Genomic DNA, 26130 nt, shown 5'->3' on the forward strand with positions numbered 1-26130 from the left:
CGCATCGCATACTCACAGATCAGAACAGAACAGAACGGGAAGCAGGAGAAAGGGGAAAAAGAAACGTGGGCATTCACACTAGAGTCAAACGGCTGCTCGCCGTCTGGCTGTCGGCCGTATTGGCCATCACCTTGCTGGGAGGTACGTTCGCGCGGCCGGTTCCGGCCCTCGCTGAGGCGGCTCTCGCAGCGGAAGTCACGGTGACGGAGGCCATTTATGAAGCGGGCAAGCGGATTCTGGCCGACGGGGTCCGGTCGGAATGGCAGGCGGTCGGTCTGGCCAAGGCCGGACAGACCGTGCCGGACAGCTATGTCACAGGGCTGGAGGAGCGCATTCGGGCGGCGGACGGCACCTTCCGGCTCGTCACCGATTACGCCCGCCTGTCGCTCGGCATCGCCGCGGTCGGAGGCAAGGCGGACTCATTCGCCGGCTATAATCTGATCGAGCGGATCTACTCGAACGAGAAGATGCTGAACCAAGGGCTGAACGGTCCGATCTACGCGCTGCTTGCGCTGGATTCCGGCGACTATGCCATACCGGAGGGAGCGGCCTGGAGCCGGGACAAGCTCGTCGCGGAGCTGATCGCCAAGCAAAACGAGGACGGGGGCTTTTCCCTGGGTGCCTGGGCAAGCGATCCGGATATGACCTCGATCGCTCTCACGGCGCTGGCTCCGTATGCGGACAAGCCGGAAGCGAAGACGGCGGGAGAGCGCGCGGTCGCCTGGCTGGCCGCCAGCCAGCAGCCTCACGGCGGCTTCAGCTCCATGGGGATGGACAGCAGTGAGAGCGTAGCGCAGGCGATCATCGCCCTGACGGCGAACGGCATCGATCCGACTGGGGAGCGCTTCACCAAGGGCGGCGTTCATCTCATCACCAAGCTGCTCAGCTTCCAGCAGGCGGACGGCGGCTTCGCTCATGTGCTGCCGGGCGGCTCGAATGGCATGGCGACCGAGCAGGCGTATCTGGCGCTCGTCGCTTATGATCTGTTCACCAAGGGCGAGGGCGGTCTGTACCGCTTCGCACCCGCCGCGCCGGAGCCGGGACCCGATCCGGGCCCGACGCCGAATCCCGATCCGGCACCGGCTCCGGTCAAGGCAGAGGTGGTCGTTGAAGGGCCGCAGGAGCCCGTCGCCGAAGGTGCCGTGGAAGCAGCCACGGCGATGGACGCTCTCGTCGAGCTGGGGAAGGCCAAAGGAATTGAGATCGGCATTACGGAAGCTTCGTTCGGCAAGTATGTGCACGGGATCGGTTCGATCCCGAGCGGACTCTACGGCGGCTACGACGGCTGGATGTTCGCGGTGGAGAGAGACGGCCAGTGGGAGATCCCGTCCGTCGGCATGGCGGATTACGCGCTTCGCCAAGGCGACCGCGTCCTTGTCTATTACGGAGGAGACGGAACGGAGCTGACCACGGTCGTAGCCTCCGCCCCAGAGACGCCGGCATCCGGCGAGAGGTTCGTCGTCTCGGTTAAGAAAGCTGCCATGGACTGGTCGACCGGGCAGCTCGTAGAGGGCCCGGCCGCCGGGGTCCAGGTAACGGCAACCGGAACGGAGCCGGCAACCGCCTCCTATTCGCAGTCGGCCGTAACGGATGCCGAGGGGAACGCTTCGCTGGGAGGCGATCTGCCGGCCGGAGCCTATCGCCTGACGGCAACCGGCTATGTGGAAGGCGACGCACCGACCATCGTCCGTTCAACCCGTGCGCTGACTATCGCCGCGGCACCGAGCAGCGGCGGAGGCTCCGGGGGAGGTCCGGTCACGCCGCCGGCGGCCAAGACGGTTACGCTCTCGGTGACGGGCGACAGCTCGGCCGGTATTCTGCTGCCGTCTACGATCGTCACGCTGCAGACGGGAGATACGGCATACAGCGTGCTGGCCCGCCAGCTGGGCGGCCGGGTTGTCGCCAGCGGGTCCGGCGGGTCCGTCTACGTGCAGGCGATCGACGGCCTCGCCCAATTCGACCGAGGGCCGCAGAGCGGCTGGATGTTCTCGGTCAACGGTGTCTTCCCCACCGTCAGCGCGGGAAGCTACGTGCTTAAGGAAAACGATTCCGTGGCGTGGCGGTACACGCTCGATCTGGGCAAGGATCTCGGTGCCGGCGGGTCGACCGGAGGCTCCGTCGGAGGCGGCGCAGCGGGCGGAGGCGGAGGATCGGCTCCTTCCGGACTTGCGCAGCTGGATCGGGATATCGACGGGCTGGCGGTAAAGCCGGACAACAAGCTTCCGCTTGGCAGCGCAGGCACCGCGACGGCCGTCCGCAACGCCGACAAGCGCATGTCGGCCGCACGGGCAGAGGAGCTGCGCAAGGAGCTCGCCGCGAACCGGGCGGAGCTGGAAGGGACGGCGTCGATCTCCGGGGAGACCACGCTGCGGGACGGCAAGGAAGAGCTCAAGCTGGTCATTCCGGCTACGGCCGTCCGCCAGCCGGTCAAGCTGACCGGCCGGGAGGAGACTACCTCGATGGCCGGTCTCGTGTCCGGGCTGTATGAGCTCGGACCGACCGGAACGGTTTTTGAAACGCCCGTCTATCTGTCCATCCGCGTGCCGGTCACGACCGCCCAGCCGTCCGACTTGACACTCGTTTGGCTGGACGAGACTTCGGGCAAATGGATTCCGATCCCTGCCGTGCTGGATGCCGAGACCGGCGTCCTGACAGGCAAGGTGACCCACTTCACCAAGTTTGCCGTCGTCGACCGTTCGGAGCTTGCGGGTGCGAGCGAAGACCGGAGGCAGCAGGTCCGGCAGGCGCTGCAGGCCGCAGTCCGTCATGTGCAAACCGGCGGCGCGCTTTCCGATTGGGAAGCGTTCGGACTGGCCCGTGCGGGCTATCCGGTTCCCGCCGCCTACCTGGCGGAAGCGGAGCGGCAGCTGAAGGAAGCCGGAGGAGAGCTCCGCAAGATTACCGATTACGAGCGGCTGGCGCTGGCGGTTCTGGCGTCCGGCGGCGATCCCGCTTCGTTCGGAGGCATCAATCTGATCGAGCGCATTTACTCCAGCGAACGAATGACCGCGCAGGGGACCAACGGTCCGGTCTTCGCCCTGCTGGCGCTCGACAGCGGCGGCTACCAGGTTCCGGATGGGGCCGCCTGGACGAGAGACAAGCTGACCGCTTGGCTCCTGGAGCAGCAGAACGCGTCCGGAGGCTTCCCTCTGGTGAAAGGCGAAGAGGACAATGCCGATCTGACCGCGATGGCGGTCGCGGCGCTAGCCCCGTATCGGGAGGCGCCGGCCGTGAAGCGCGCCGTGGACAAGGCGGTGCAGCGGCTTGCAGAGATGCAGCTTGCCTCCGGCGGCTACGCGCTCTATGACGAGCCGAACAGCGAGAGCACCGCGCAGGTACTGATTGCCTTGTCGGCACTCGGCCTTTCGCCGGACTCAGCTGCCTTTGCGAAGCCGCAGGGCGGACTCGTTGCCCGGCTGCTGAGTTACCAGAACGCGGACGGAGGCTTTGCGCATACCGCGGGCGGACCGAGCGACGAGCTGGCGACCGAGCAGGCGCTGATGGCGCTTGCCGCGTACCAGCGGCTGCTGGACGGGCAGCCGGGGCTCTACCGGCTCGCCGATCAGGCGGAACAGGGCAAGACGCGTTACGCGGATGACGCCGACATCGCTTCCTGGGCGTCGGACGCAGTCTACCGGGCTTTTGCCGCCGGTATCATGACGGGAACCGGGGAGAACCGGTTCGAGCCGAAGCGTGAGATGACGCGGGCGGAATTCGCCGCGATCCTGGTCCGTCTGCTCAAGCTGCCGGATGGGAACGCCGCGGAGCCGGTCTTCGCCGATGTGCAGCCGAACGACTGGTATTTCTCCGCCGTCATGCGGGCGAAGAAGGAAGGCATCCTGCAGGGCGTAACGGACACAACCTTCGAGCCGAACCGGCCGGTCAGCCGGCAGGACATGGCGCTTATGCTCGCAAGAGCCTACGGGCTTCCGGAGACGCCTGAGCCGTCTTCGTACGAGGACCTGGCGGAGATCCGGCCGGATGCGCTGGGCGCAGTCCAGGCCGTGACGGCAGCCAAGCTGCTCGAAGGCTATAACGACCGCTATTATCCGGAGCAGGCGGTATCCCGAGAGATGGCGGCCGTGGTGGCTGTCCGTCTGCTGGACCGGAACGCGAACTAGATACGACGGGCCGAAGCGCCGTACTGTCCATCCTCAAGGGGATGGCGTGCGGCGCGGACGGTCCTGACAAGCAGGGGAACGAAGGGCTGACCTTCGTTCCTTTGCTTGCTGGAAAGGAGAGTAGAGACGATGAGGAAAAAGCATATCCAGCGGCTCGCGTTGTGGCTGCTCCTGACGCTGCCGGTAATGGCGGCCGGCTGCTCCTCTCAGGAGCCGCAGGGGGCAGCGGCCGGCTCGCTGCAGACGCCTGGCCCGTCTGCCGATGCCGCGGGCGGCAGCGCGACGGCCGCCCCGCAGGCGAGCGCAGGCGGCAGCACGCCGGGCGCCCCGCAGGCGAGCGCAGGCGGCAGCACGGCGGGCGCACCGCAGGCGAGCGCAGGCAGCAGCACGGCGGGCTCACCGCAGGCGAGCGCAGTCGGCAGCACGGCGGGCGCACCGCAGGCGAGCGGGGGCGGCAGCGCGGCGGGCACCCCGCAGGCGAGTGCAGGCGGCAGCGCGGCGGGCACCCCGAAGGCAAGCGCAGGCGGCAGCGCGGCGGGCACCCCGCAGGCGAGCGGGGGCGGCAGCACGCCGGGCCCATCGCAGGCGGCCCCGGAGCCGCAGCGGCAGAGTGCGGTTCATCTGGCGATCATCGGCGATGCCGAGAACGGGACGATTCTCCCGCCTACCGCGGTCGAATGGAAGCAGGGGGACACGGTGCTGGATGTATTGAAGCGGGAGACGAGAAGCCGCCGCATCCAGCTGGAGACCAGAGGCGCAGGCGGGGCGGCGTACGTGGAGGGGATCGCCAACCTCTACGAATTCGACCGCGGCGGCAAGAGCGGCTGGATGTACCGGGTGAACGGGGAGTTCCCGAAGAAAAGCGCCGGCGGCTACCAGCTGAAGGAAGGCGACCGCGTCGAATGGCTCTACACGCTTGACCTCGGCAAGGACCTGGGGGCGCCGCAGCCATGATGAGAGGCGGCTTCGCTTCGCTGCATCCCTCCGTCTCCTTTGCCTACTATGCCGGCGTCCTGCTCCTCTGCATGCTGCTTCTGCACCCGGTTTTGCTGGCGGTTGCCTCCGTCCTGCTGGCGGTGCTCCTCGCCCTGCTCGGCGGGTGGCGGCGGCTGGCCCGGCAGCTGCCGGGCATGCTTGCCGTGCCGCTCGCCGTCACCTTGATGAATCCGCTCTTTTCTCACCGGGGGCGGCACATTCTCTTCTATTTGTTCGACCAGCCGATCACGCTGGAAGCCATTCTGTACGGAGCGACAATGGGGTTGTCGCTCCTTGCGATCCTGCTCGCCTTTGCTTCCTACCAGCAGGTGGTGACCACCGACCGGTTCCTGTATCTGTTCGGGGCGGCGGCTCCCCGGCTGGCGCTGCTGACGCTGATGACGGTCCGGTTCGTGCCGCTGTTTCGCCGGAGGCTGCACGAGATCACCGCCGTCCAGAAGCAAAAAGGCATCAGCGTCTCGGAGGGCGTCCTGCGCAAGCGCATGAAGGACGGCATGCTGCTGCTCCGCGTCCTGCTCACCTGGTCGCTTGAGGAGGCGCTGCAAACCGCCGATTCGATGAAGGCGCGCGGCTACGGTTCGTCCCGGCGTTCTTCGTATACGATTTACCGGATGGACGGCCGGGACCGCCTCATCCTTACGCTGCTGGCGGGCTTGGCCGCGGCGACCGGCATCTGCCGGGCGATGGGGCTCGGGGTGCTGACCGTTTATCCCCGGCTAGAGCCGATCACTCTGTCTGTGGCGGACGGGGCTTGCCTGGGAGCCTTTACGTGCTTCCTGATCATTCCGATCATCCTGGAAGGAGGAGACAAGCTGGCATGGCAATTCTCACCGCCGACAATGTGAGCTTTCGCTATCCGGAGGAGCAGCGCAACGCGCTGACGGACGTCTCGCTAACGATTCGCGAGGGAGAGTTCGTCGTCGTTTGCGGCGCATCGGGGAGCGGCAAAAGCACGCTGCTCCGCCTGCTCAAGCAGGCAGTCCGTCCGGTCGGCGCGCTCTCCGGCCAGCTGCTGTTCCGCGGCCGGCCGCTCGAGGAGCTGAACGAACGGGAGGCGGCCGCCCGCATCGGGCTCGTCTTCCAAAACCCGGAGAGCCAGATCGTCATGGACCGCGTCTGGCACGAGCTCGCGTTCGCCATGGAGAACCTCGGCTTCGAGCCGAGCCTCATGCGAAGACGGCTCGCCGAGATGGCCCACGCGTTCGGGCTGGAGCCGCTGCTCGGGCAGTCCGTCCATGCGCTGTCCGGCGGGCAGAAGCAACTGGTCAACCTGGCGTCCGTCCTGCTGCTGCAGCCCGATCTCCTGCTGCTAGATGAACCGGTCGCCCAGCTTGATCCGGTTGCGGCGCGCGACCTGCTCCAGCTCGTCCACCGGCTCAACCGGGAATGCGCGATGACCGTCCTCATAAGCGAGCATCGGCTGGAGGACGTCAGTCCGCTCGCCGACCGGATCGTCTACCTGAAGGACGGGCGAATCGCATACGACGGCACGCCTCAAGAGATATGCCGCCGGATGGACGAGGCGGGGGACGAGGAAGCGATGCGCAGTCTGCCGTCCGTTACCCGGCTCTATCTGCAGGCCTGCCGGCTGGAGGGAGGGATGTCCTCCGCCGACGAGCCGGCTCCCTTCACCGTTCGGGCCGGCCGGGAATGGCTGCTGACCCGCCTGCGCCCGGACGGTGAGCGGGAGGCGGGCGGAGGAGCCGTGTCCGCAGCCCGTGCTGACGAAGCTTCGGCTCCTAAAGCACGGGAGGAGTCCCACCCGCCGAGGGACCTGGAGCTCGAACAGCCCGGCTGGTCCGTCCGCCTCCCGCGGACGGACGCCGGCAGTCCGGCACCGCTGGTCGAATGCCGGGAGATCACCTACCAATACGAGCGCGGCGGGCAGGAGGTGCTCCGCAAGCTCTCGCTCGCCGTCCGGGAAGGGGAGCTGCTCGCCGTGCTTGGCGGCAACGGCGCCGGCAAATCGACGCTGCTTCAGCTGCTCGGCGGCCTCCGGAAGCCGCTGCGGGGGAAGCTTAGGACGCAGCCGGGCCTGCGGGCCGGTTACCTGCCGCAGAACCCGCTGCTGCTGTTCAGCGGGGAAACGGTGCGCGAGGAGCTGGCGGAGGCCGCCCGTAACGCCCGCCAGCCGGAACCAGGGGCGGCGGTCGCCGACGTCCTGGCTTCCCTCGGGCTGGAGGGGCTCGAGGAGCGGCATCCGTACGAGCTGAGCGGAGGCCAGCAGCAGCGCGCGGCGATTGCCTCGGTGCTGCTCGGGCGTCCTTCGCTGCTCCTTCTCGACGAGCCGACCAAAGGCCTCGATCCGCTCGCCAAGGAACAGCTGGCCGAGCTGCTCGAGGAGCTCCGGGAGCAAGGGATGACGATCGTCCTCGTCACCCATGATGTCGAGTTCGCGGCCCGCCGGGCATCGCGCTGCGCCATGTTGTTCGAGGGCGCCATCGCGGCGGAGGACGCTCCCGCGGCGTTCTTCCGCGACAATTATTTCTTCACGACGGCGGTCGGCCGGATGACGCGCGGCCTCCTGCCCGGCATGCTGACGTACGAGGAGGTGATCGGGCGATGGGCGCAAGACGGACCCTCCTTCTGACGGCGATCGGCGTATTCGCGGCGGGGCTGGCCGTTTCCGTCGCGGTTACCGATTCGCATTACATGCTGCTTAGTCTGGTGCTGGCGGCAGCAGCCATGGCCCCTCTCTTCATCCGCTTCGAGAGACGGTCCGTGGAAGCGCGGGAGCTGGTGCTGCTCGCCGTGCTGGCCGCGATCGCGGCGGTGGGGCGGGTGCCGTTCGCGCCGCTTCCGAGCGTCCAGCCCGTTACATTCGTCGTCATCGTATCCGGCTGCGTCTTCGGCGCGGAAGCGGGCTTTTTGATCGGTTCGGTCGCCGCTCTCGTCTCGAATCTGTTTCTCGGCCAGGGGCCGTGGACATCCTGGCAAATGTTCGCCTGGGGGATGGCCGGCGCGACGGCGGGCTGGTGGCGCCACACCTGGTGGATGAACCGCCGGGCGGGGCTCCTCCTATTCGGCTTCGTCTGGGGCTTCCTGTTCGGCTGGATTCTGAACATTTGGTATCTGATCCAGCTGCCGGAAGCGTGGAGCCTGCCGCTTATCACGGCGGCTTATATCCAGAGCTTACCGTTCGATCTGGCACATGCGCTGAGCAACGTCTTTTTCCTTGCCGTGTTCGGCCGCAGCTGGATGTCGGTGCTCACACGGTTCCGCCGCAAATACGGTTTACTCACGGAGCCGGGCGGCGGGCCGGGGCCTGGCGCGCCGATACGATAGAGGGCGGGCTTCCCTGCGGGGGAGGCCCGTTTTTTGCGTTTGGCTAGTACCCGATTGTCCGCCTGCAATCACGATTTTTTTGCGAATTCGGCCGTTTTGTGCTATAATTTGACTAGAATCCAATGGAAAGGAGGTCAGATTGCATGCATACTCCTCGTTTTGCCCCCAATCACTGGATTTCAATTACGTTGGTGTTTGTTCTTATGCTGTTTGTTACCCCGACGCCTACTTCCACGCCGGAGACGTCCGCCAGCGAATCGTCCGCCCGTACGTCCGCTTCTCAAGGAAGCGAATCGGCGGTTCAGCTCATCGTTCGGAAGCAGTCGTCTGAGACCGACCAGAAGCGGATGTCCCGCTATTTTCCGGCTGCCTTGGCTCTTGCCGGCGCCCTCCTCTTTAACGGCTACCGCCGCAAGCTTACCCCCCGCGTTTCGTTCGCTCCGCTCATTGCCCGCAGGCTTAGCAGGCTTCTGCTGGCACCCATCCGGTACACCTCCACTTTCGTGTAGACCTTATCGTTCCAATTTTGTCCTAGTCCGCTTACGGGTTCCGTTTTTTTGACGGCAAAGCTGTAGGTTTCTTTGTGATGCGCAGCCTGGCGTGCCGCAGGATAGTCGGCGCGCCAAACGAAAATATCGGATGCAGTTACGCTCTAACGTTGAAAAAAACGATGCGGCAGGGGCTTGTTTGCTCATGCCCGTCTCTTGACATAGGCAGTCAGGACGGCCGGATTCCGGACGCCTGACTACTGTAAAACCATTCTGTAGAGGAGGATGTCTATCGATGCAAATACGCGAGATCGAATTGCCTGGCGTAGGCAAAAAATTTGAATTACTGACAAAGGAGGGCGACAAGCTCGTCCTTGTCCTGCACGACGACGGAAGGAGGGAGTGCTTCCAGTTCCAGCCCGGAGAGCCCGACGACAGCGTGGCTTCCTTCTCGCTGGACGATGACGAAGCCCGGCTGTTCGCGGCCATCGTGGGCGGGATGACTTACAAGCCGAAGGCGCTGGAGACGATCGAGGTGGCGCTTGACGAGCTCGTGATCGAATGGTATCGCATCGAGCCCGAATACGCCTGTGTCGGACGCACGATCGGCGAGCTGAATGTTCGCCGGCAGACGGGCGCCACCATCATCGCCGTAGCCGGGAAGCAGGGGACGCAGATCAATCCGGGCCCGGAGTTCGTCCTCTCTGCGAACAGCATGCTGGTCGTCGCGGGAGAGCGGCGGCAGCAGAGGGATTTCAAGCAAGTCTTAAAGAACGGGTGTGATTGACCTTGGAGCATATAGTTCTCGAAATCGGTCTGGCGGTGGCGCTCATCGCGTTCGCCGGCCTCCTGTCCGCCAAGTTCAAATTCTCGGTCATCCCGTTCTATATTCTGATCGGCATGGCGGTCGGACCGCATTCCCTCCATTGGGGACCGCTTGATCTAAGATTCATCTCAAGCGCTCCGCTGATCGAGGTGCTCGGCCGCATTGGGGTGCTGTTCCTGCTCTTCTACCTGGGGCTGGAATTCTCGGTCGGCCGGCTGCTCAAGTCGGGCCGCTCGATCGCCGTCGGCGGGACGATCTATATCGCCATCAACTTTACGCTGGGGCTGCTGTTCGCCTGGGGGCTCGGCTTCGGACTGAAGGAAATTCTGATCATCTCGGGCATCACGACCATCTCGTCGAGCGCCATTGCGGCCAAGGTACTGGTTGACCTGAAACGGACGGCGAATCCGGAGACGGAGATGATCCTCGGAATCATCATGTTCGAGGATGTGTTCCTGGCGGTCTACATCTCGATCGTCTCGGGACTTGTGCTGAGCGGCACCTCGTCGCTCGCGGGTACGATCGGCGCGGCGCTGCTCGCCCTTGGGTTCATGCTGGTGGTGCTGACGGCCGGCCGCCGCCTCGTGCCGCTATTGAACCGATGGCTTGCGATCCGCTCGAGCGAGCTGTTCCTGCTCGTTATCTTCGCCATCCTGTTCCTGGTCGCCGGCTTCTCGGAGACGATTCATGTGGCGGAGGCGATCGGGGCGCTGCTCGTCGGTCTCGTGCTGGCGGAGACGGAGCACCGGAAGCGGATTGAGCAGCTCATTCTGCCGTTCCGGGATTTCTTCGGCGCCATCTTCTTCTTCAGCTTCGGATTGACGATAGATCCCTACTCGCTCGGAGGGGCCGTCTGGTTCTCGCTCGGCGCCGTCCTGCTGACGCTGCTCGGCAACTTTGCCGCCGGGATGTGGGCGGGCCGGACCGCCGGCCTGTCACCGAAGGCGTCGGTGAATATCGGCATGACGATCGTCGCCCGGGGTGAATTCTCCATCATCATGGCCAATTTGGCCAAAGCCGGCGGCCTGCTGCCGGTCATTCAGCCGTTCGCGGCTCTGTACGTGCTCATTTTGGCGGTGCTCGGCCCTCTGCTGTCCAAGGAGACGAAGCGGATTTATTCGCTGCTGGACCGCACGCTCAAAGTATCGAAGTGGGGGGCAAAGAGTCAAACGAAGGAAAACGAAGCGCTGTAGTCGCCCCGGCATGAGCTCGTCATGGCAGATCCAATGCCGGGCCTGTAGCAAAACCATGTGAGGGGGAGTCGCATGTGAGACAGTTAGTAGATCGGGTCTGGAGCAGCCGTTCGCTTACGACCCGTTATATCCTTTTGTACGGCTTGGGCATGCTGCTGATCGTCTTTGGCATCGTGCTGGCGCGCCTGGAAAGGACCAGCTCGGCGGTCGCTTACGGCATTGTCGTGACAGCCGCGCTCTATACGGCGAGACGGCTCGTTATGCAGTCGGGCATGAGCCGACTGATGACAATCACGAGTCCGCTCTTGCCGGACATCCTGGAGAGAATCCGCACGGAGACGGGGAAGGAGGCGCTGCGTGCCGTGGAAGCAGCCGGGGAGACGAGATGGGATACGGCCGAGCTGTATCTCTACCGGCTGGAGGAGCGGACGCTGCGCGATCTGATCGAAGACATCGACCCGGACGCCGTCATCGACGTCCGGCCCGTCTACGAGATGAAATAAAAACCGTCGTGTGACGGGACGCATGATGCATCAGGAAACAAGCAAGGAGCCGGGGCACGCCGCCCCGGCTCCTTGCTTTACTTTATACAGGCCTCACGGCCTCGTAAATGTACTTTTGCTTTGGACTGTCCGGCGTCTTGGCCGGATCGAAGTCTGCGTAGACGGCGACTTCCGTGAATCCGGTCGCTTCCAAGAGAAGGCGGAACTCCTCGACGCCGTACCAGCGAAGCGCGAATCGCTGCAGCTCGGTCTGCAGGAGCGCGCCGCCGCGCCACTTCTCGTATTTGAGAAGCGTGACTTTGCGCTGGTGGAACAGATCCGCCTCGAGCAGCTTGCCCTCCATCGTAATCGTGTCCCCGTTTGGACAGGAGAAGACGGAGGTGCCGCCGAACGAGCCGGTCTGGAAGCTGGGATCGGGCAGGAACAGATCAAGCAGCAGCCGTCCGCCAGGCTTGAGGTGCTCGAACAGGTTCCGAAGCGCCCGGAGCGAGGCGTCACGGTCGTCAATAAGGAGGAACGAGCCTCCGGGAATGAAGATGGCCCCGTATTGCCGTCCGAGCGACATGGTCACGAGATCCGCTTCCCGAAGCTCCGGCGCCAGCCCGCGCTTCTCGCACTCCGCGCGGCAGGCAGCCAGCATCTCCACGGAAGTATCGGTTCCTTCCACGGGCAGTCCCGCTTCGAGCAGCGGGATCAGCACGCGGCCGGAGCCGCACATCGCCTCCAGCAGCGGACCTTCGCAGGTCTGCAGCCGATCCCGGTAAAATTCGATATCTCCTCCGAAGGACGTGCCGACCGGCTTGGTCAGCTCGTAAAGCTCGGTGCACAGCTCACCGTAATGAGAGAATGACAACGACTTCACGCACCTTTGTCTGATTGGAATGCCCTCATTATAAGGCGGTGCAGCCTCTGTCCGCCAGGGAGAGAATAGGTAGAACCGGACTCGCGTTACTCCTCGATCCGCAGGCGCACCGGAGCACCTTCGATGGAGACGGTCTCCATCCCGTCAGCACGGCCGAATGCCAGCTCCCTGAGAAGGACGTTGTCCTCCAGCAGTGGCTTGAACCGGGTCACGGCCTCTCGCATCTCCTTATCGGCGTCCAGAATGAGGTGGACTCTCCTCTCGATCGGCAAATCGAGCCTTTTGCGCATATCCTGCACGGCCCGGATCAGCTCCCGGACGAGGCCCTCCTGCTTAAGCTCGGGCGTAAGCTCCGTATTCATCGCCGCCGTGACGCCCCCGCCGGCCGCGGAGGCGTACCCTTCTCTCGGCATCGGCTCCACGAGCAGCTCGTCAAGCGGGACCCGCAGCGACCCATCGGGCAGCGGCAGCTCGGCATAGCCCTGCCGGACCGCCTCCGCTGCCACTGCGGCGGTCATTTGCCGCAGCTGCTGCTGGATCGCTCCGACCTGCTTGCCGTACTTTGGACCGCCGAGCTTGAGGTTCAGCTTGAGCGCGTACTGTACGAACTCGGCTTCGTCCTCGGGCTGCCGGATCCGCTTGACATTCAGCTCATCCCGGATAATCTCCCCGTACGGAGACAGGTCGAGAGGGGCGGCGGTGACGACTGCCAGCTCCGCCAGCGGCTGGCGGGTGCGGATACCGGTCTCGCTCCGAATCGTCCGGCCGAGCTCGACGACGGTCCGGACCGTTGCCATCTCCTGTTCAAGAGCCGGCAGAATGGCGGTCTCGTCGGCGGAGGGGAAATCCGCGAGATGAACGCTGCCGCCGGTCAGGTTCCGGTACAGATCGTCCGCGAGAAAAGGGACGTAAGGAGCGAGCATCCGGCTGAGCGTCACCAGCACATGACCGAGCGTCCGGTAAGCCGCGGCTTTGTCCGCGGTCATCTCGCCGGCCCAGAACCGCTGGCGGGAACGCCGGACATACCAGTTGCTCAGCTCCTCGACGAACGCCTCAAGCGTCTTGGCCGGATGGAGCAGGTCGCTGGCCTCCAGGCCGCTCCGTACCTCCCGGATGACGCTGTTCAGCCGCGAGAGTACCCACCGGTCGAGCAGTGCCGGGCTCGGAGGTCCAGCCGTGTCCAGCTCGCCGTTCTTCGGCCGGTAGCCGTCGATGGAGGCGTAGAGCGTGTAGAACGCGTGGACATTCTGCAGCGTATCGACGAGCTTAGACTTCGCCTCGGCGACGAGCTGCCTCGAGAACCGTTTGCTGTTCCACGGCGCGCTGTCGGACAGGAGAGCCCAGCGGAACGCATCCGAGCCGAACGCCTCAATGATCTCCCACGGATCGACGACGTTGCCCTTGCTCTTGGACATCTTCTGACCGTTCTCGTCCAGCACGTGACCGGTCGCCATGACCGCCTTGTAAGGAGCCTGCCCGGTGAACAGGGTGGAGACGGCCAGCAGGCTGTAGAACCAGCCGCGCGTCTGGTCGATGCCCTCAACGATCATGTCCGCGGGAAATTGGTCCCGGAACCTGTCTTCGTTCTCGAACGGATAGTGATACTGCGCGAACGGCATGGAGCCGCTGTCGAACCAGACGTCGATCACCTCCGGCGTACGGGTCATGAGGCCGCCGCAGTGCGGGCAGGCGAGACGGACCCGGTCGATATAGGGCTTATGCAGCTCCAGATCGTCCGGCACGGGCTCCGCGGCCAGCCTCCGGAGATCAGCGACGCTTCCGGGAACGGCCTCGGCTCCGCAATCGCCGCACAGCCAGACGTTCAGAGGGGTGCCCCAATACCGGCTGCGGCTGATATTCCAGTCGACTAGCTCCTCGAGAAACTTGCCGAACCGGCCCTCCCGCAGATGAGGAGGATACCAGCTGACGGACTGGTTGTTCGCGATCAGCTGCTCTTGGATCTCCGTCGTGCGGATGAACCAGCTTTCCGTGGCGTAATAGAGGAGGGGAGACTGGCACCGCCAGCAGAACGGGTAGCTGTGTTCGAACTTCTCCTTGTGATAGAGCAGCCCGCGTTCGGCGAGCTGCTTGACGATCTCCACGTCGCAATCCTTGACGAACCGGCCGGCGAAGTCGCGAACCGCTTCCGTATACCGGCCAGACGGGTCGACCACAAGCAGCATCGGGATACCACTGCTACGGGCGGCTCTATAATCGTCCTCGCCGTGCGCGGGCGCTAGATGAACGATTCCCGTGCCGCTCGAATCGCTGACGAAATCCGCGGCGATGATCCGGTATCCGTTCTCGGCGTCACCGGAGCCGAATGGGGGCTCGTAGGCGAGACTGACCAGGTCGCGGCCCTTGCAGGTCGACAGAACCTCGTAATCGCCTCCCAGCACCTGCTCTGCCAGCTTCGCGGCGACGACATAGACCTCGCCGTTCTGCCGGGCGCGCACATAGTCCACTTCGGGGCCGACGGCGAGTGCCGTGTTCGCCGGAAGCGTCCAAGGCGTCGTCGTCCAGGCGAGTACAGATTCTCCCGTGTCCTTCAGCCGGAAGCGGACCGTTGCGCTTAGGTCCTTGACCGTTTCGTAGCCCTGGGCCACCTCGTGCGAGCTGAGCGTTGTCTGGCAGCAGGGGCAGTAGGGACTGACGCGGTGGCCCCGAGTCAGCAGTCCTTTGCGGTGCACCTCCGCCAGGATGTGCCAGACGCTCTCTATATAGTCGTTCGTCAGGGTGATGTAGGGATCGTCCAGATCGGTCCAATAGCCGATCGCCTCGGTTAGCTCCCGCCACTGCTTCTCGTACCGGAACACGCTCGCCTTGCACTCCTCGACGAACGGCTCCACACCGTACGCCTCGATCTCCTGCTTCCCGGAGATGCCGAGCGCCTTCTCCACGCCGAGCTCGACGGGCAGACCGTGCGTGTCCCAGCCGGCCTTGCGGATCACCTTGTAGCCGCTCATCGTCTTGTAGCGTCCGAAGAAATCCTTGATGACCCGGCCGAGCACATGCCCGATGTGCGGAGCGCCGTTCGCCGTAGGCGGCCCCTCGTAAAAGACGAAGGACGGGCTGGTTTCCCGCCGCCGGATAGATTCCCGGAACGTCTCTTCCTCCGCCCATGTTTGGAGCACCCGAAGCTCCCGGGCACGGGCTTTCTCCTTGCTGTCGACTTTGTGCATGCCAATCCGCTCCTTCTTCCAGTATGGGAAAAAACAAAAAAGCCCGCCCCTCAAAAGGGACGAGCTTGGTCAACTCGCGTTACCACCCTGTTTCCGCCTCCGTTTCCGGCTGCGGCACTCGACAACGTACCATCATACGCGTTCCTTGTAACGGCGGACACCCGGTTAGGCTTACAGGCTGCCCGATTCGGGAGCGTTCGGCTTCACTTCTCCGAGAGGATATTCGGCTGCGCTTCGAACGCCGGCTTTCAGCAGATACCGGCTCTCTGGGGAACGAAGGGGACAGCGTACTTGGTCTCGTCATCGAATTTATGGATTTGGCTAGTTATACCACGCTGCTTTCAGTATTGTCAAGATCCCGGATGCCCATACAAAATCGCAGGTCAGCCTCTGCGGCTCGATGCGTCCTGCCGCGAGGCGGGAAGAAACGGCACGCGGCGCGTCAGCCGGCTGTAGACGGCGATGCAGCCGTTCGGGATCGGCTCGATGCGGCGGCGAAGCGCCACGACGATGGCGGCGACCAGGAAGGCGAGCACGATGCCGCCGGCGATGTCGGCCGGATAGTGGACGCCGACATAGATCCGGGCGATGCCCGTCAGGGCGGCCAGCACCACCATGATCGTGCCGAGTCTGCGCTTCAGGAACCAGACGGGAATCGCCAGCGAGAAGGCGAAGGCCGTATGATCGCTCGGGAAGGAAAAATCGGCCTCGTGCGGCACGAGCTGATTCACCGCATGCTCGGCAAACGGGCGCGGATGGGCCGCGAGGGGCGAGATGACGTATTTGGACAAGGCGATGACAACCAGGGCAGTCAGGCAGGAGTAGAAGACAAGCTGCTGATTGGTCTGCTTGCCGGAGATCCACAGCAGCACGAGCAGGGCAAGCAGCACCCAGACGACGCCCTCCGCGAGGCCCTTCATGATCGAGTCCAATGCCGGCACACGGCCGGCCAGACCGTTGATCCATTGAAACACTTCATAATTCAATTCGGGTCACATCCTTCAATTCGTTCCTCCGGCAGCAGCCGGAAAAAAATATACATAATCTTAACAAACCGTCTCGATCGCCCGCAACCGGACCTTAGGCGGGGGGCTGTTTCTCGCGGTTCCGAACCGGGTAATTAGGCACGGTGCCGAAGGCAGGGAGACGGCCAGCATGGCTTGGGTGGTTTGCCATCGTCCGCCGGCAAAGTGGTACAATAAGAACGGCCGGTATGCCGGCGCCGCAGGCGGATCCGATTCCTCCTTCGGCGGCGCCGTTTGCCGGGAAGTCCCCTACCGTCTTACCCGGGGGGCGCCCGGAGACCGGACCCCGATCCGAACTGGAGGAACTCGAACATGCGTATCGTGAAAACGGGGCTGGTGGGGTACGGATTCTCCGGCTCCACCTTCCACGCTCCCGTCCTGGCTTCGGTGCCGGGACTTAAGCTATCGGCGGTCGTCACGTCCCAGCCCGAGAAGGTGAAGGCGGCCTGGCCGGAGGCCGAGACGGTCTCCACGCCGGAAGAGCTGCTGGCCGATCCCGAGCTCGAGCTCGTCGTGCTGGCGACGCCGAACCAGACGCACGCGGGTCTGGCCGAACGGGCGCTGGCCGCCGGCAAGCACGTCGTCGTGGACAAACCGTTCACCGTCACCGCGGAGGAGGCGGACCGTCTCGTCCGGCTGGCGGATGAGCGGGGGCTGGTGCTGAGTGTGTACCAGAATCGGCGGTGGGACGGCGACTTCCTGACGGTCAAGCGTCTTGTGGAGGAAGGCCGTCTCGGCAAGGTGTTCACCTATGAGAGTCATTTTGACCGCTTCCGGCCGGAAGTGAGAGACCGCTGGCGCGAGCAGAATCTGCCGGGCTCGGGCATGCTCTACGATCTCGGTTCCCATCTGATCGACCAAGCCGTCCATCTATTCGGGGCGCCGGAGACTGTGTATGCCGACTTGATCGACCAGCGGGACGGGGCCGAGACGACCGATTACGTCCACCTCGTGCTGGGCTACGGTCGGATGAGGGCCATCCTGCATATCGGCTCGATTGTCCGCCAGCCGGGCCCGCGCTTTCTCCTCCACGGAGACAAGGGCAGCTTCGTCAAGTACGGGCTCGACAGCCAGGAGGAATCGCTCAAGCAGGGGCTTCGGCCGGGCGCGCCTGGCTTCGGCGAGGACGACCCCGCGCAGGACGGCCGTCTCTATACGGGCGACGGAGAGACGGTGGCGGAGGAGACGGTGAAGACCGAACGGGGTGCCTACTCCGTCTATTACGACGCTATCTATGAAGCACTTACCGGGGGCGGTCCGGTCCCGGTTCCCGCCGCCGAAGCGGCCGTCACAATGCGGCTGATCGAGACGGCCGCGAGAAGCAGCCGGGAGGGCCGGGTGCTTCCGTTCGGCTGAGCGCAGCGGAGTCGACACGGTCGAGGCCGGCATACACTAGGAAGACGGACGAAGCTGCCGTTTTCTTACAGGACACGTTTTTCGTTTGCCGGAATAGAGGTGAACCGGCCGGCTGGGGATTGCATTTTGTCCGGCCATAGGATAAATTTCCGGTATCCGCCGAAGCCGGCAGACCGCGTCCAAGAAGGATGCGGCGGTAGAAAGAACTACAAGCCGAGGGCATGTTCCCTGCGGCATGAGAGAGAGAGAAACCAAGAAACCGATGGGGGTCATCCGATATGGAAACCAAACTGCGGCAGGCCGAAGCACTGCTGAGGGAGCACGGGCAGGAGCATCTGCTGGAGGTGCTTGGCCGGGCGTCCGGCGAGCAGCAAGAGAGTCTGACGGAGCAGATTCTGGCGATCGATTACAGGGCGTTGAAGGAAGTGGGAACCCAAACCGAGGAGAAGAGAGACGCGGAGCTCGCTCCGATCCCATCCCTCGACGCGGAGCAGTGGAGCGAACGGGAACGGGAGAGCTTCGCCGAGGCGGGCTGGGCCGAGCTGAAAGCCGGGCGCGTCGGCGTCATCGTCGTCGCCGGCGGCCAGGGGAGCCGGCTCGGCCACGACGGGCCCAAGGGTACGATGGATATCGGGCTGCCGTCCGGCAAGCTGCTGTTCCAGATCCAGGCGGAGCGGCTGTTGAACGTCTCCGCCCGAGCGGGCCGGTTCGTGCCCTGGTATATTATGACGAGCCCGGACAATCACGACGTAACGGCTGCTTTCTTCCGCGAGCACGGCTATTTCGGCTATCCGGAGGAAGAGATCTATTTCTTCCAGCAGCATACGATGCCCGCCATCGACCATGCCGGACGGCTGCTGCTGTCGGGCCCGGCCGAGATCAACTTCACTGCGAGCGGGAACGGCGAATGCTTCTCCTCGCTTGCGCGGACAGGAGCGCTCGCCGACATGAAGCGCAGAGGCCTCGCCTGGCTGTTTTACTACAATGTGGACAACGCGCTCGTTAAGATGGCAGACCCGGCATTCATCGGAGCCGCCGTCCATTTTGGCTATCCGGTCGCGACCAAGGTCGTCGAGAAGAAGGATGCGGGCGAAAAGGTAGGCATGGCCTGTCTCAAGGACGGCCGTCCGTCCATCGTTGAATATACGGAGTTTCCGCCGTCACTCCTCGAGGAGAGAGATGCGGCCGGCCGGCTCTTGTTCAACCTGGGCAACATGTCCATCCACCTGTTCAGCCTTCCCTTTATCGAGCGGCATGCGGATACGGACGTTCCGTACCACGCCGCTTCCAAAAAGATCGTCCATGTCGACCGGGAGGGCCGGACGGTGACGCCCGAGAAGCCGAATGCTTATAAGCTCGAGCGGTTTATCTTTGATTTCTTCCCGCTGGCCGAAGGCATGACGGTGCTGAAGGTGAACCGTGAGGAAGAGTTCGCGCCCGTGAAGAACAAGGAAGGGGCGGATAGTCCGGAGTCTGCTCGGCGGCTTCTGCTTGCGCTGCACCGGCGCTGGCTGCTCGCCGCCGGAGTCTCGGAGGAGGAGCTGGCGGGACAGGAGCCCGAAGTGTCGCCGCTCGTCTCCTGCGACGGTGAGGGACTGGACGCCAAGACGGTTCGCGAGCTGCTGGACCACGGCTAGCGCAGGCGTCCGCATCCTGGCGGGGTAGAGAGGGAGGCCCGGATTTGGAGGCAAGCGCGGCCGCAGCTCATCCGCACCGGCTGTTTACCAGGAGTGGCCGCCTGCCGTCTGTCTCCGCTTAGAGGCCGCCTGCCTTCGCTGAGAGGCACGCTCGGCCTCCACCCTGACGTATGAGTGTCCGGCAGGTTACATAAAAGCAAAGGAGAGAGTACCATGGACGCAGCGGCCGTACATGCCCGCTATCCCAATTTGTTTCAGGTCGTCGACAATGAGACGGCGCACCGGCAGTTCGAAGCGATCGCCTCGCCGCCTCCGGAGCCGCTCATTAGCAATGTCAACGTCGTTCCTTTCGCGGAGGACAAGTGCATCGTCCTTCGGCTGGAGGACGGCAGCTGGGAGCTGCCGGGGGGCACGCTCGAGCCGGGAGAGGATTACCGGTCCGCACTGCGCCGCGAGCTGCTGGAGGAGGCGGGCGCCGAGCTCGTGTCCGCCTTCGTCCCGTTCGGCGCCTGGCGCACCGACTCGCGCGCGGACCGTCCATATCGTCCCCATCTGCCGCATCCGGTTTCGTACCGGCTGGTTGGCTACGGGGACGTCCGGCTTGTCTCTGTGCCGGCCATCCCGGAGACGGGCGGCGAGCGGGTCGAAGTCGTCGCCGCCGTCACCACGGCGGAGGCGGCGGAGCACTTCCGCTCCTGCGGCCGCTCTGACCTGGCCGAGCTGTACCTGTTGGCAGCCGCGCTTCGCGCCGGCCAGCAGGGCGGGACGGAGGGCGGTTAGGGTTGGCGGGAGCGCCCCGCCTCTCTCGCACGAAAGCCGCCTGGAGCGGCCGTTGGCAAGCGACGCCACGAAGATTGACCTCTGCGAGGAGGGGAGTCCAGTCGGACGGTCGGAAGAAGGGAAATTTTGGATGCCTCCTTGTCAAGTAGTCAATGCCGTTGTATAATTCTTCCAATTCCAAAGTTCTGCGCGTGACTGGCGTAAACATGGAGACCCATGAGGGAGCGCGCAGGAATCAGCCGTACGCCTGGGCGAAGCATTCGATCTTTCGGATCGGATGTTTTTTTATTCTTGAGAGGACGGGAAGGCGGGTGGCACAGATGAAGATGGCATTTTGCTTGTTTAACGGCATGACCACGCTGGATTTTGACGGGTTCCATCACGCCGTCTCCTGGCTCCGGATTCTAAACCGGCTGGACGGCGTGTCGCTGGACCTGTGCGCGCTTGCGGAGGAGGTGACCGACGACCGGGGAATGACGATTCGAATCCCCCATGTTCGTCCCGACCTGTCCGCCTACGACCTCCTCTTCGTGCCCGGTGGCCTGGCGACCCGGCAGCTTCGGCACGACGAGGCGTTCCTCTCCTGGCTGCGTACGGCCCGGGAGGACAGCATCAAGGTCTCCGTCTGCACGGGGGCGCTGCTGCTGGGCGCGGCGGGTTGGCTGACGGGGAAGAGAGCGACGACGAATCGGACCGCCTACGACCTGCTGGCGCCTTCCTGCGCCGAGGTGGTGCAGGCCAGAGCGGTGCGGGATGGCCGGATTTTCACGGGTGCCGGGGTATCAGCTTCGCTCGATCTCGGTTTGTACGTCGTAGAGTCGCTGACCGACGCGCTCTTTGCGCAGGAGGTGCAGGAGTGGATGGAGTATCCGTACTACCGGCCGGGAAGCGCAGCGAACGATTTGCTGCCGGAGGCGAACGGCCCATCCGGCACCTAGTGAGGGACCACACTACATAACGAAACGAGGTGCTGACCATGGAAAACGAGCTGTCGCGCAAACGAGCGGAGCTATCGGGCGATGCCGTCCGCGTGCTCAACGCCCGTACGCTCGCGTCGTCTCACCGACGGCTTGCGGAGCTCGTCCGGCCGGGACATAGCGTGCTGGACGTCGGCTGCGGGACGGGGGCGATCACGCGAGGAATCGCCGAGCTGGCTGGACCGGACGGACGGGTCGTAGGCGCGGACACCAACGCGGAACTGATCCGGCAGGCACGGGAGATGCACAGCCAGGTGCCGGGGCTTTCCTTTGCGAAGAGGGACGTGTTCGATCTTGGATTCCGGGGAGAGTTCGCCATCGTCACCTCATCCCGGGTTCTCCAATGTGTGGCGCAGCCCGGAGCGGCGCTTTCCGAAATGAGGGAGGCGGCGGAGCCCGGCGGGCTCGTGCTCGTCCTGGATTACAACCATGAGAAGCTCCGCTTGGAGCCGGAGCCACCTGCCAGCATGCAGGCGTTCTATGGGGCATTCCTGAGATGGCGGGCGGAGGCCGGAATGGACAATGCGATCGCGGACCGGTTGCCCGCGTTGTTCCGGGAAACGGGACTCAAGGACATCGAGGTCACACCCGAGCTGGAGCGGACGGAACGCGGTGACCCGGACTTTGCCGCTCGTATCGGCATCTGGGCGGAGGTTGCGGCGAGCCGGGGGCGGCAGATGGTGCGGGACGGCTATTTGACCGAGCCGGAACGGGAGATGGCGGAGCGGGAATACCGCGAATGGGTGAAGGAGACGGCCGTTTCCCAAACGATGTATTTGCTGGCCGTCCAAGGCAGACGGCCTGAGGAAGAGACGGCTGACGGCGAGGCGGGACTTGCTTGTCCTTAAGCCGAAGAAAAGGAGGGGAGCACATGAAGGTAACGGAGGAGAAAAGTCCGACGCGGTTTTTGGCGCGGAACCGGGCGCTGCTGGAGCAGGATGAGGCGGGGAACAACCTGCTGCTCGGCCTTCTTGCTCTTCTATCCGAGCGGGAGGAGAAGGGGGACCTTCCCCAGTACCACCGGATGGGGAAGGTCGAGACGGCGGACGGGGAGACGGCGCTTCTGTACCTGCTGAATCCGCTGAACATAGTCCTGTATGGCGGTGAGAAGGTGCGTCAAGCTTCCGAGCTGCTGGCGGACCATCTCGCCCGGGCCAGGGCCACGGTTCCGGGAGTCGTCGGTCCCAGGGAAGCGGCCGAAGCGTTCGCTGCGGCATGGGGAGTCCGAATGAGCGTTACTCCTTACGTTAAGATGGACCAGGGGATTTACCGGCTCGACCAGGTAGAGCCGGTCCCTATGAGCCCGGGAGAGCTGGTGCAGGCGGGGCCGAAGGACACGGAGCGCGTCGCCGGCTGGTACGCCGCATTCTACGAGGAGATTGGGGAGCAGATCACCCCTTCGGTGGCGCTGGCCAAAGCGCAGGACGCCATCGCCGGCGGATGGCTATATCTGTGGCGCGACGGAGAGGCCGTCTCCATGGCCAAGAAGGCGAGGCCTACAGGAAACGGCGTTGTCGTCAGCGTCGTCTATACGCCGCCGGCTTACCGGGGGCGGGGCTATGCAACCTCCTGCGTGGCGGCGCTGAGCCGGCTTCTTCTGGACAGCGGCTACCGCTTCTGCAGCTTGTACACCGACCTTGCGAATCCGACGTCCAACGCCATCTACTCCCGGATCGGCTACCGGTTTATTCAGGAATCGGTCCAGTATCGGTTTCGGTAGTCCACCGCTTGGATTCATAGCGCGGAAGCCTGGAGAACCCGGCCGTCGCCGAGCGGTCCGGCAGGCGTCCGAAGCATCGGTGGGAGGTGCTTTGCTACCCGCTCCGACGGCGGCTCTCAACAAAAAAAGCCGGTCTCCGGCAAGGAACCGGGGACCGACTTTTCGGGTTGTTACTTATTCGGCTTGGCTTGCTTAACATGGACGGTGATGGGAATGGACGTTACGGTAACTCCTTGAATGGTCAGCCGGACGGACAGTTTCGCGCTTCCCGGCTTGTACGCATGCAGCACCCCCTTCTCATCGATCTCCGCTACGGCAGAATGACTGCTTGTATACTCGATCGCCGCACCGGTGAGCTCCCTGGTCGTCCGGCCCTTCTCCAGAATGGCCGTCAGCCCGGTCTGCACCTGAGTTCCGGCCGTGAGCTCCCGTTCCGGAATGTACAGGTCGGCTGATGCGAGCTTCACGACGAGCTGGGGATCGCTGTATTTGATCAGCTCGCTGCCGTATTTGAAGTAGAAATTGCCAAAGTCGTCCTGCGCCAGCTTCTCTACATTGCTCTCCAGAATCGTCGTCACGTCTTTCGTCCCGGCATCGACCTTGAACATCTTGCTGACGTAAGTGCCTTCTCCGACATAGCCCGTAAAGATGGAGCCGTACAGATTCCCGTCCGTCCCTAGCAGCAGATGGGGATTGGCGTAGACATAATCCGCAGCGGGGAACTTGTCGTCCTGATAAACCACCTTGCGGCTAACGGGATCGAAGACGAACAGCACGCCTTGCGCCATTCCCCACAGATTGCCGTCCGGTCCCCATAAGAAGGCGGCCAGTCCTTTTTTGCCGGCAACCGGCACGGTTTCGAACTCGATCTCTCCCGAGGCGATGTCGTAGACGGCCAGTCTGCCCGCTCCGCCATCCATCGCACCCGTCCCCAGATACAGCTTGCCGTCCCGATAGAGCATCGTGTTGACCGAATGATTCGGCACCAGATGGCGTTTCACCTCCAGCGTATCCGTCTCCGGATCGTAGATCGAGAGGGCGCCGCCCACCTTGCCGGCGATCGGATAGCTGCCGATGTACAGCTTGTTCAGCTCTTCGACACCGACCATGGCGATCGGCCTCTCCTGTTCGTAGCCGAGCTGTTTCACCCGCAGAGGATTTTGCGGCAGACTGGGATCGGTCCGGTTCCAAGGCTTGGCAGGATCGAACCGGAAGAGCGACGCTCCCGGATACCCGCCCATATAGGAAATGCCGTTCAGCGTCGCATAAGCCTCGATCTGCCCAAGGCTCGGATAGAGCAGCGTCTCGTCCCGGGTCGGCGAGTAGATCCCCATGCCTCCTCCGGAGATGAATCCGGATGACAGCATGCGGCCGTCCGAGCCTTTGCCTATGTTGAACAGCTCGACGAATTGAGGCGGCAGAGGGAGCTCGGCCGTCTCCGTTTTGCCCGTTTCCAGGTTATAGTAGAAGGCCCATCCGCTGTTGCCGGCCAATCCGACGAGAGAAAGGCCCGGCCAATCCGGCCGCTGCAGATCGACGTAACCGAACGCGATAGCGGCTCCTTTGACATTGACGCCCAGCGAGGCATACGTATCGGTCGTCACATCGTAAGCATGCAGCGACCATTGGTTCTTGCCGTCGGGCAGCGTTTCGTAGTGGGTGTAAAAGACGCGGTTATCCGGGGAGACGGGAGAGAAGCCCCGCGCGTTGTAGTTCGGGTTGTTCTCGACGGGCCAGGTCCCGGTCGCAGGGTCGTAGACGTACATGACCGGCCCCGCATTCAGACGCACGAACAGCTTGCCCGCCGTATACTGCAGGTCGTATACCGCCACCTTGCCCGCGAATCCGGGATGCTCGATCGGCGTCTTCGTCCCGGTTGCCAAGTCGTATCTGTACAGCTTGGCGACGTCGGATCCGCCGACATAGAGCGCATGGCGGTCGGCGTCATAGGCGAGAGCCCGTACGTGCTGCTCCTTCGGTCCCGTGGAGAACGAGGCGAGGACGGTACTGCGGTCGGTCTGAGGATCGTACTCGAACAGCGACTGGGAATACCCGGTTCCGCCATAGACCTTGCCGTCCGGTCCCGGCACCAGCACCAAAATAATCGTATCCGAAGGAACCGGCTTGCCGAGCGTGCGCATCTTCCCGGTCAACGGGTCATATTGGAACAACGTTCCGTTCGGCGTACTGCCTATGTAGACCTTGCCGTCGGTCGCGACCGTAATCCCCCAAGCGGCGCTGGCATTGCTGCCGTCCAGGGCAACGAGGGCATGCCGCTGCCGAACCTCCTTCGTGAGAACGTCACTTACGAGGAATTGGGCGGGATCGCCCTGGGCGACGGTGTACATGACGTCCCGGCCGCTCTTATCCTTGCCGTACGCGCCGGTCATAATGGTCAGGCTCGTCGACTGCGGACCGAGATTGGTCAGGTAGTCCGGCGTCTTCGCTACTTGAAGCGAGGCGGCATCCGCATAGAAAAGAGCGGTTTTGTTAGCGGGAATGTGAAACGCCACCCGCACGAGGGCGCCGTCCTTGGGAGCGGATGCGGTTACGTGCACGTCCTCCCAGCCGCCTGGCTTCGCACTCACGAGCCCGCTTACTACGGAGAGGAGCTTGCCCGATGCGTCGTAAAAGCGGACATCCGCTTTTGCTCCGCTGCCGGACCCGCTCCGGGTTTTGGCGGTGAAGGTCACGTTGTCGAACGGAAGGACGGAATAGGCGTCGCTCACGACCCCTATAGCTTGGCTGGAAGAATTCGAAAGCACGAGGCTTTGCAGCCTTTCGGCTGCCGTCTCGCGGGTCACTTGTACGGCAGGCGAATCGCCGTCCGGAGACCAACCGGGGACGTTAGAACCGGAGGCGTCCTCGAAGCTTCCATTGACGAGCACATTTGGCAGAGGACTCTCCGCCTGAGCTCCCGGCAACGGAGCGAGACTGAGGAGCAGGCAGAGAACGATTCCGGCGGCAAGCCATTTTCGGGATGACGGGAACATGGTCGATCACTCCTTTTGGTTTGAATGAATGTGCAATCGCTTTCATATAAATGCTGCGTAAATGACCTTGCGTGAGGCGGGTGTGTCCGTTCCCTCCTTCCCAAGCTCGACCGAGGCTTGATCCGATCATAGCAAATCGGATTGGTTTCGGTCAGGTAAATATTGGAAAAAGCAGGAAAAAGGGAG

At 63.8% G+C, this 26130-nt stretch carries 19 protein-coding genes, 1 riboswitch and 1 other annotated feature; of the genes, 15 read left to right on the top strand and 4 right to left on the bottom strand.

All coding sequences use genetic code 11. The features are described 5' to 3' along the window. Positions 1–65 precede the first annotated feature (65 nt). From KJS47_RS12930 to KJS47_RS12970, 9 genes are all read left to right on the top strand, one after another. Positions 66–4121 (top strand): S-layer homology domain-containing protein, encoded by a 4056-nt coding sequence (locus KJS47_RS12930; RefSeq protein WP_213525457.1) that lies wholly within the window; start codon positions 66–68, stop codon positions 4119–4121. 129 nt (positions 4122–4250) lie between these two features. Continuing rightward, on the top strand, positions 4251–5075 hold the full coding sequence (locus KJS47_RS12935; RefSeq protein ID WP_213525458.1) for a DUF4430 domain-containing protein: 825 nt from the start codon (positions 4251–4253) through the stop codon (positions 5073–5075). Beyond that, a complete protein-coding gene (locus KJS47_RS12940; protein ID WP_213525459.1) occupies positions 5072–5962 on the top strand; it encodes an energy-coupling factor transporter transmembrane component T in 891 nt (296 codons plus the stop codon). Before KJS47_RS12935 ends, KJS47_RS12940 begins: the two co-directional genes overlap by 4 nt. Continuing rightward, a complete protein-coding gene (locus KJS47_RS12945; protein ID WP_213525460.1) occupies positions 5935–7707 on the top strand; it encodes an ABC transporter ATP-binding protein in 1773 nt (590 codons plus the stop codon). Before KJS47_RS12940 ends, KJS47_RS12945 begins: the two co-directional genes overlap by 28 nt. Further along, positions 7680–8402: an ECF transporter S component gene (locus KJS47_RS12950; RefSeq protein ID WP_249716346.1), complete on the top strand. Its 723-nt coding sequence runs from the start codon at positions 7680–7682 to the stop codon at positions 8400–8402. Before KJS47_RS12945 ends, KJS47_RS12950 begins: the two co-directional genes overlap by 28 nt. A 143-nt stretch (positions 8403–8545) precedes the next feature. Further along, positions 8546–8911, top strand: a complete 366-nt coding sequence (locus KJS47_RS12955; protein WP_213525461.1) for a hypothetical protein — start codon at positions 8546–8548, stop codon at positions 8909–8911. Positions 8912–9185: 274 nt separating this feature from the next. Beyond that, entirely contained in the window at positions 9186–9677 is a 492-nt protein-coding gene (locus tag KJS47_RS12960; RefSeq protein WP_213525462.1) for a cation:proton antiporter regulatory subunit, read from the top strand. 2 nt (positions 9678–9679) lie between these two features. After that, complete coding sequence (locus KJS47_RS12965) at positions 9680–10909, top strand: cation:proton antiporter (protein WP_213525463.1); 1230 nt, start codon at positions 9680–9682, stop codon at positions 10907–10909. A 74-nt stretch (positions 10910–10983) separates the two neighbouring features. After that, positions 10984–11412: a hypothetical protein gene (locus KJS47_RS12970; RefSeq protein WP_213525464.1), complete on the top strand. Its 429-nt coding sequence runs from the start codon at positions 10984–10986 to the stop codon at positions 11410–11412. Between the two features lie 82 nt (positions 11413–11494). Here KJS47_RS12970 and KJS47_RS12975 read toward each other — a convergent pair whose 3' ends face one another. From KJS47_RS12975 to KJS47_RS12985, 3 genes are all read right to left on the bottom strand, one after another. After that, positions 11495–12265 carry a class I SAM-dependent methyltransferase gene (locus KJS47_RS12975; protein WP_213525465.1) on the bottom strand — a complete coding sequence of 257 codons (771 nt, stop codon included), beginning with the start codon at positions 12263–12265 and terminating at the stop codon, positions 11495–11497. Between the two features lie 95 nt (positions 12266–12360). Further along, positions 12361–15456 (bottom strand): isoleucine--tRNA ligase, encoded by a 3096-nt coding sequence (gene ileS / locus KJS47_RS12980; RefSeq protein WP_213525466.1) that lies wholly within the window; start codon positions 15454–15456, stop codon positions 12361–12363. A gap of 52 nt (positions 15457–15508) precedes the next feature. Then, positions 15509–15769, bottom strand: a binding site (T-box leader). Between the two features lie 70 nt (positions 15770–15839). Then, positions 15840–16442 (bottom strand): undecaprenyl-diphosphatase, encoded by a 603-nt coding sequence (locus KJS47_RS12985; protein ID WP_213525467.1) that lies wholly within the window; start codon positions 16440–16442, stop codon positions 15840–15842. A 351-nt stretch (positions 16443–16793) separates the two neighbouring features. On the opposite strand from KJS47_RS12985, the gene KJS47_RS12990 reads away from it, so the two are divergent. The 6 genes from KJS47_RS12990 to KJS47_RS13015 all read left to right on the top strand — a co-directional run bounded on the left by KJS47_RS12990 (position 16794) and on the right by KJS47_RS13015 (position 22951). Next, entirely contained in the window at positions 16794–17837 is a 1044-nt protein-coding gene (locus KJS47_RS12990; protein WP_213525468.1) for an oxidoreductase, read from the top strand. Positions 17838–18115: 278 nt separating this feature from the next. Further along, positions 18116–19474, top strand: coding sequence for a UDPGP type 1 family protein (locus KJS47_RS12995; RefSeq protein ID WP_213525469.1), 1359 nt, complete (start codon positions 18116–18118; stop codon positions 19472–19474). A gap of 213 nt (positions 19475–19687) precedes the next feature. After that, on the top strand, positions 19688–20254 hold the full coding sequence (locus KJS47_RS13000; protein ID WP_213525470.1) for an NUDIX domain-containing protein: 567 nt from the start codon (positions 19688–19690) through the stop codon (positions 20252–20254). Between the two features lie 181 nt (positions 20255–20435). Further along, a riboswitch (ZMP/ZTP riboswitch) is annotated at positions 20436–20514 on the top strand. Positions 20515–20574: 60 nt separating this feature from the next. Then, positions 20575–21192 carry a DJ-1/PfpI family protein gene (locus tag KJS47_RS13005; RefSeq protein ID WP_213525471.1) on the top strand — a complete coding sequence of 206 codons (618 nt, stop codon included), beginning with the start codon at positions 20575–20577 and terminating at the stop codon, positions 21190–21192. Between the two features lie 38 nt (positions 21193–21230). After that, complete coding sequence (locus KJS47_RS13010) at positions 21231–22079, top strand: methyltransferase domain-containing protein (protein WP_213525472.1); 849 nt, start codon at positions 21231–21233, stop codon at positions 22077–22079. A 23-nt stretch (positions 22080–22102) separates the two neighbouring features. Further along, positions 22103–22951, top strand: a complete 849-nt coding sequence (locus tag KJS47_RS13015) for a GNAT family N-acetyltransferase (protein WP_213525473.1) — start codon at positions 22103–22105, stop codon at positions 22949–22951. A 170-nt stretch (positions 22952–23121) separates the two neighbouring features. Here KJS47_RS13015 and KJS47_RS13020 read toward each other — a convergent pair whose 3' ends face one another. After that, positions 23122–25944, bottom strand: coding sequence for a hypothetical protein (locus KJS47_RS13020; protein ID WP_213525474.1), 2823 nt, complete (start codon positions 25942–25944; stop codon positions 23122–23124). Between the last annotated feature and the right edge of the window lie 186 nt (positions 25945–26130).

The sequence above is a fragment of the Paenibacillus sp. J31TS4 genome, from assembly GCF_018403265.1.
Lineage (GTDB): Bacteria > Bacillota > Bacilli > Paenibacillales > NBRC-103111 > J31TS4.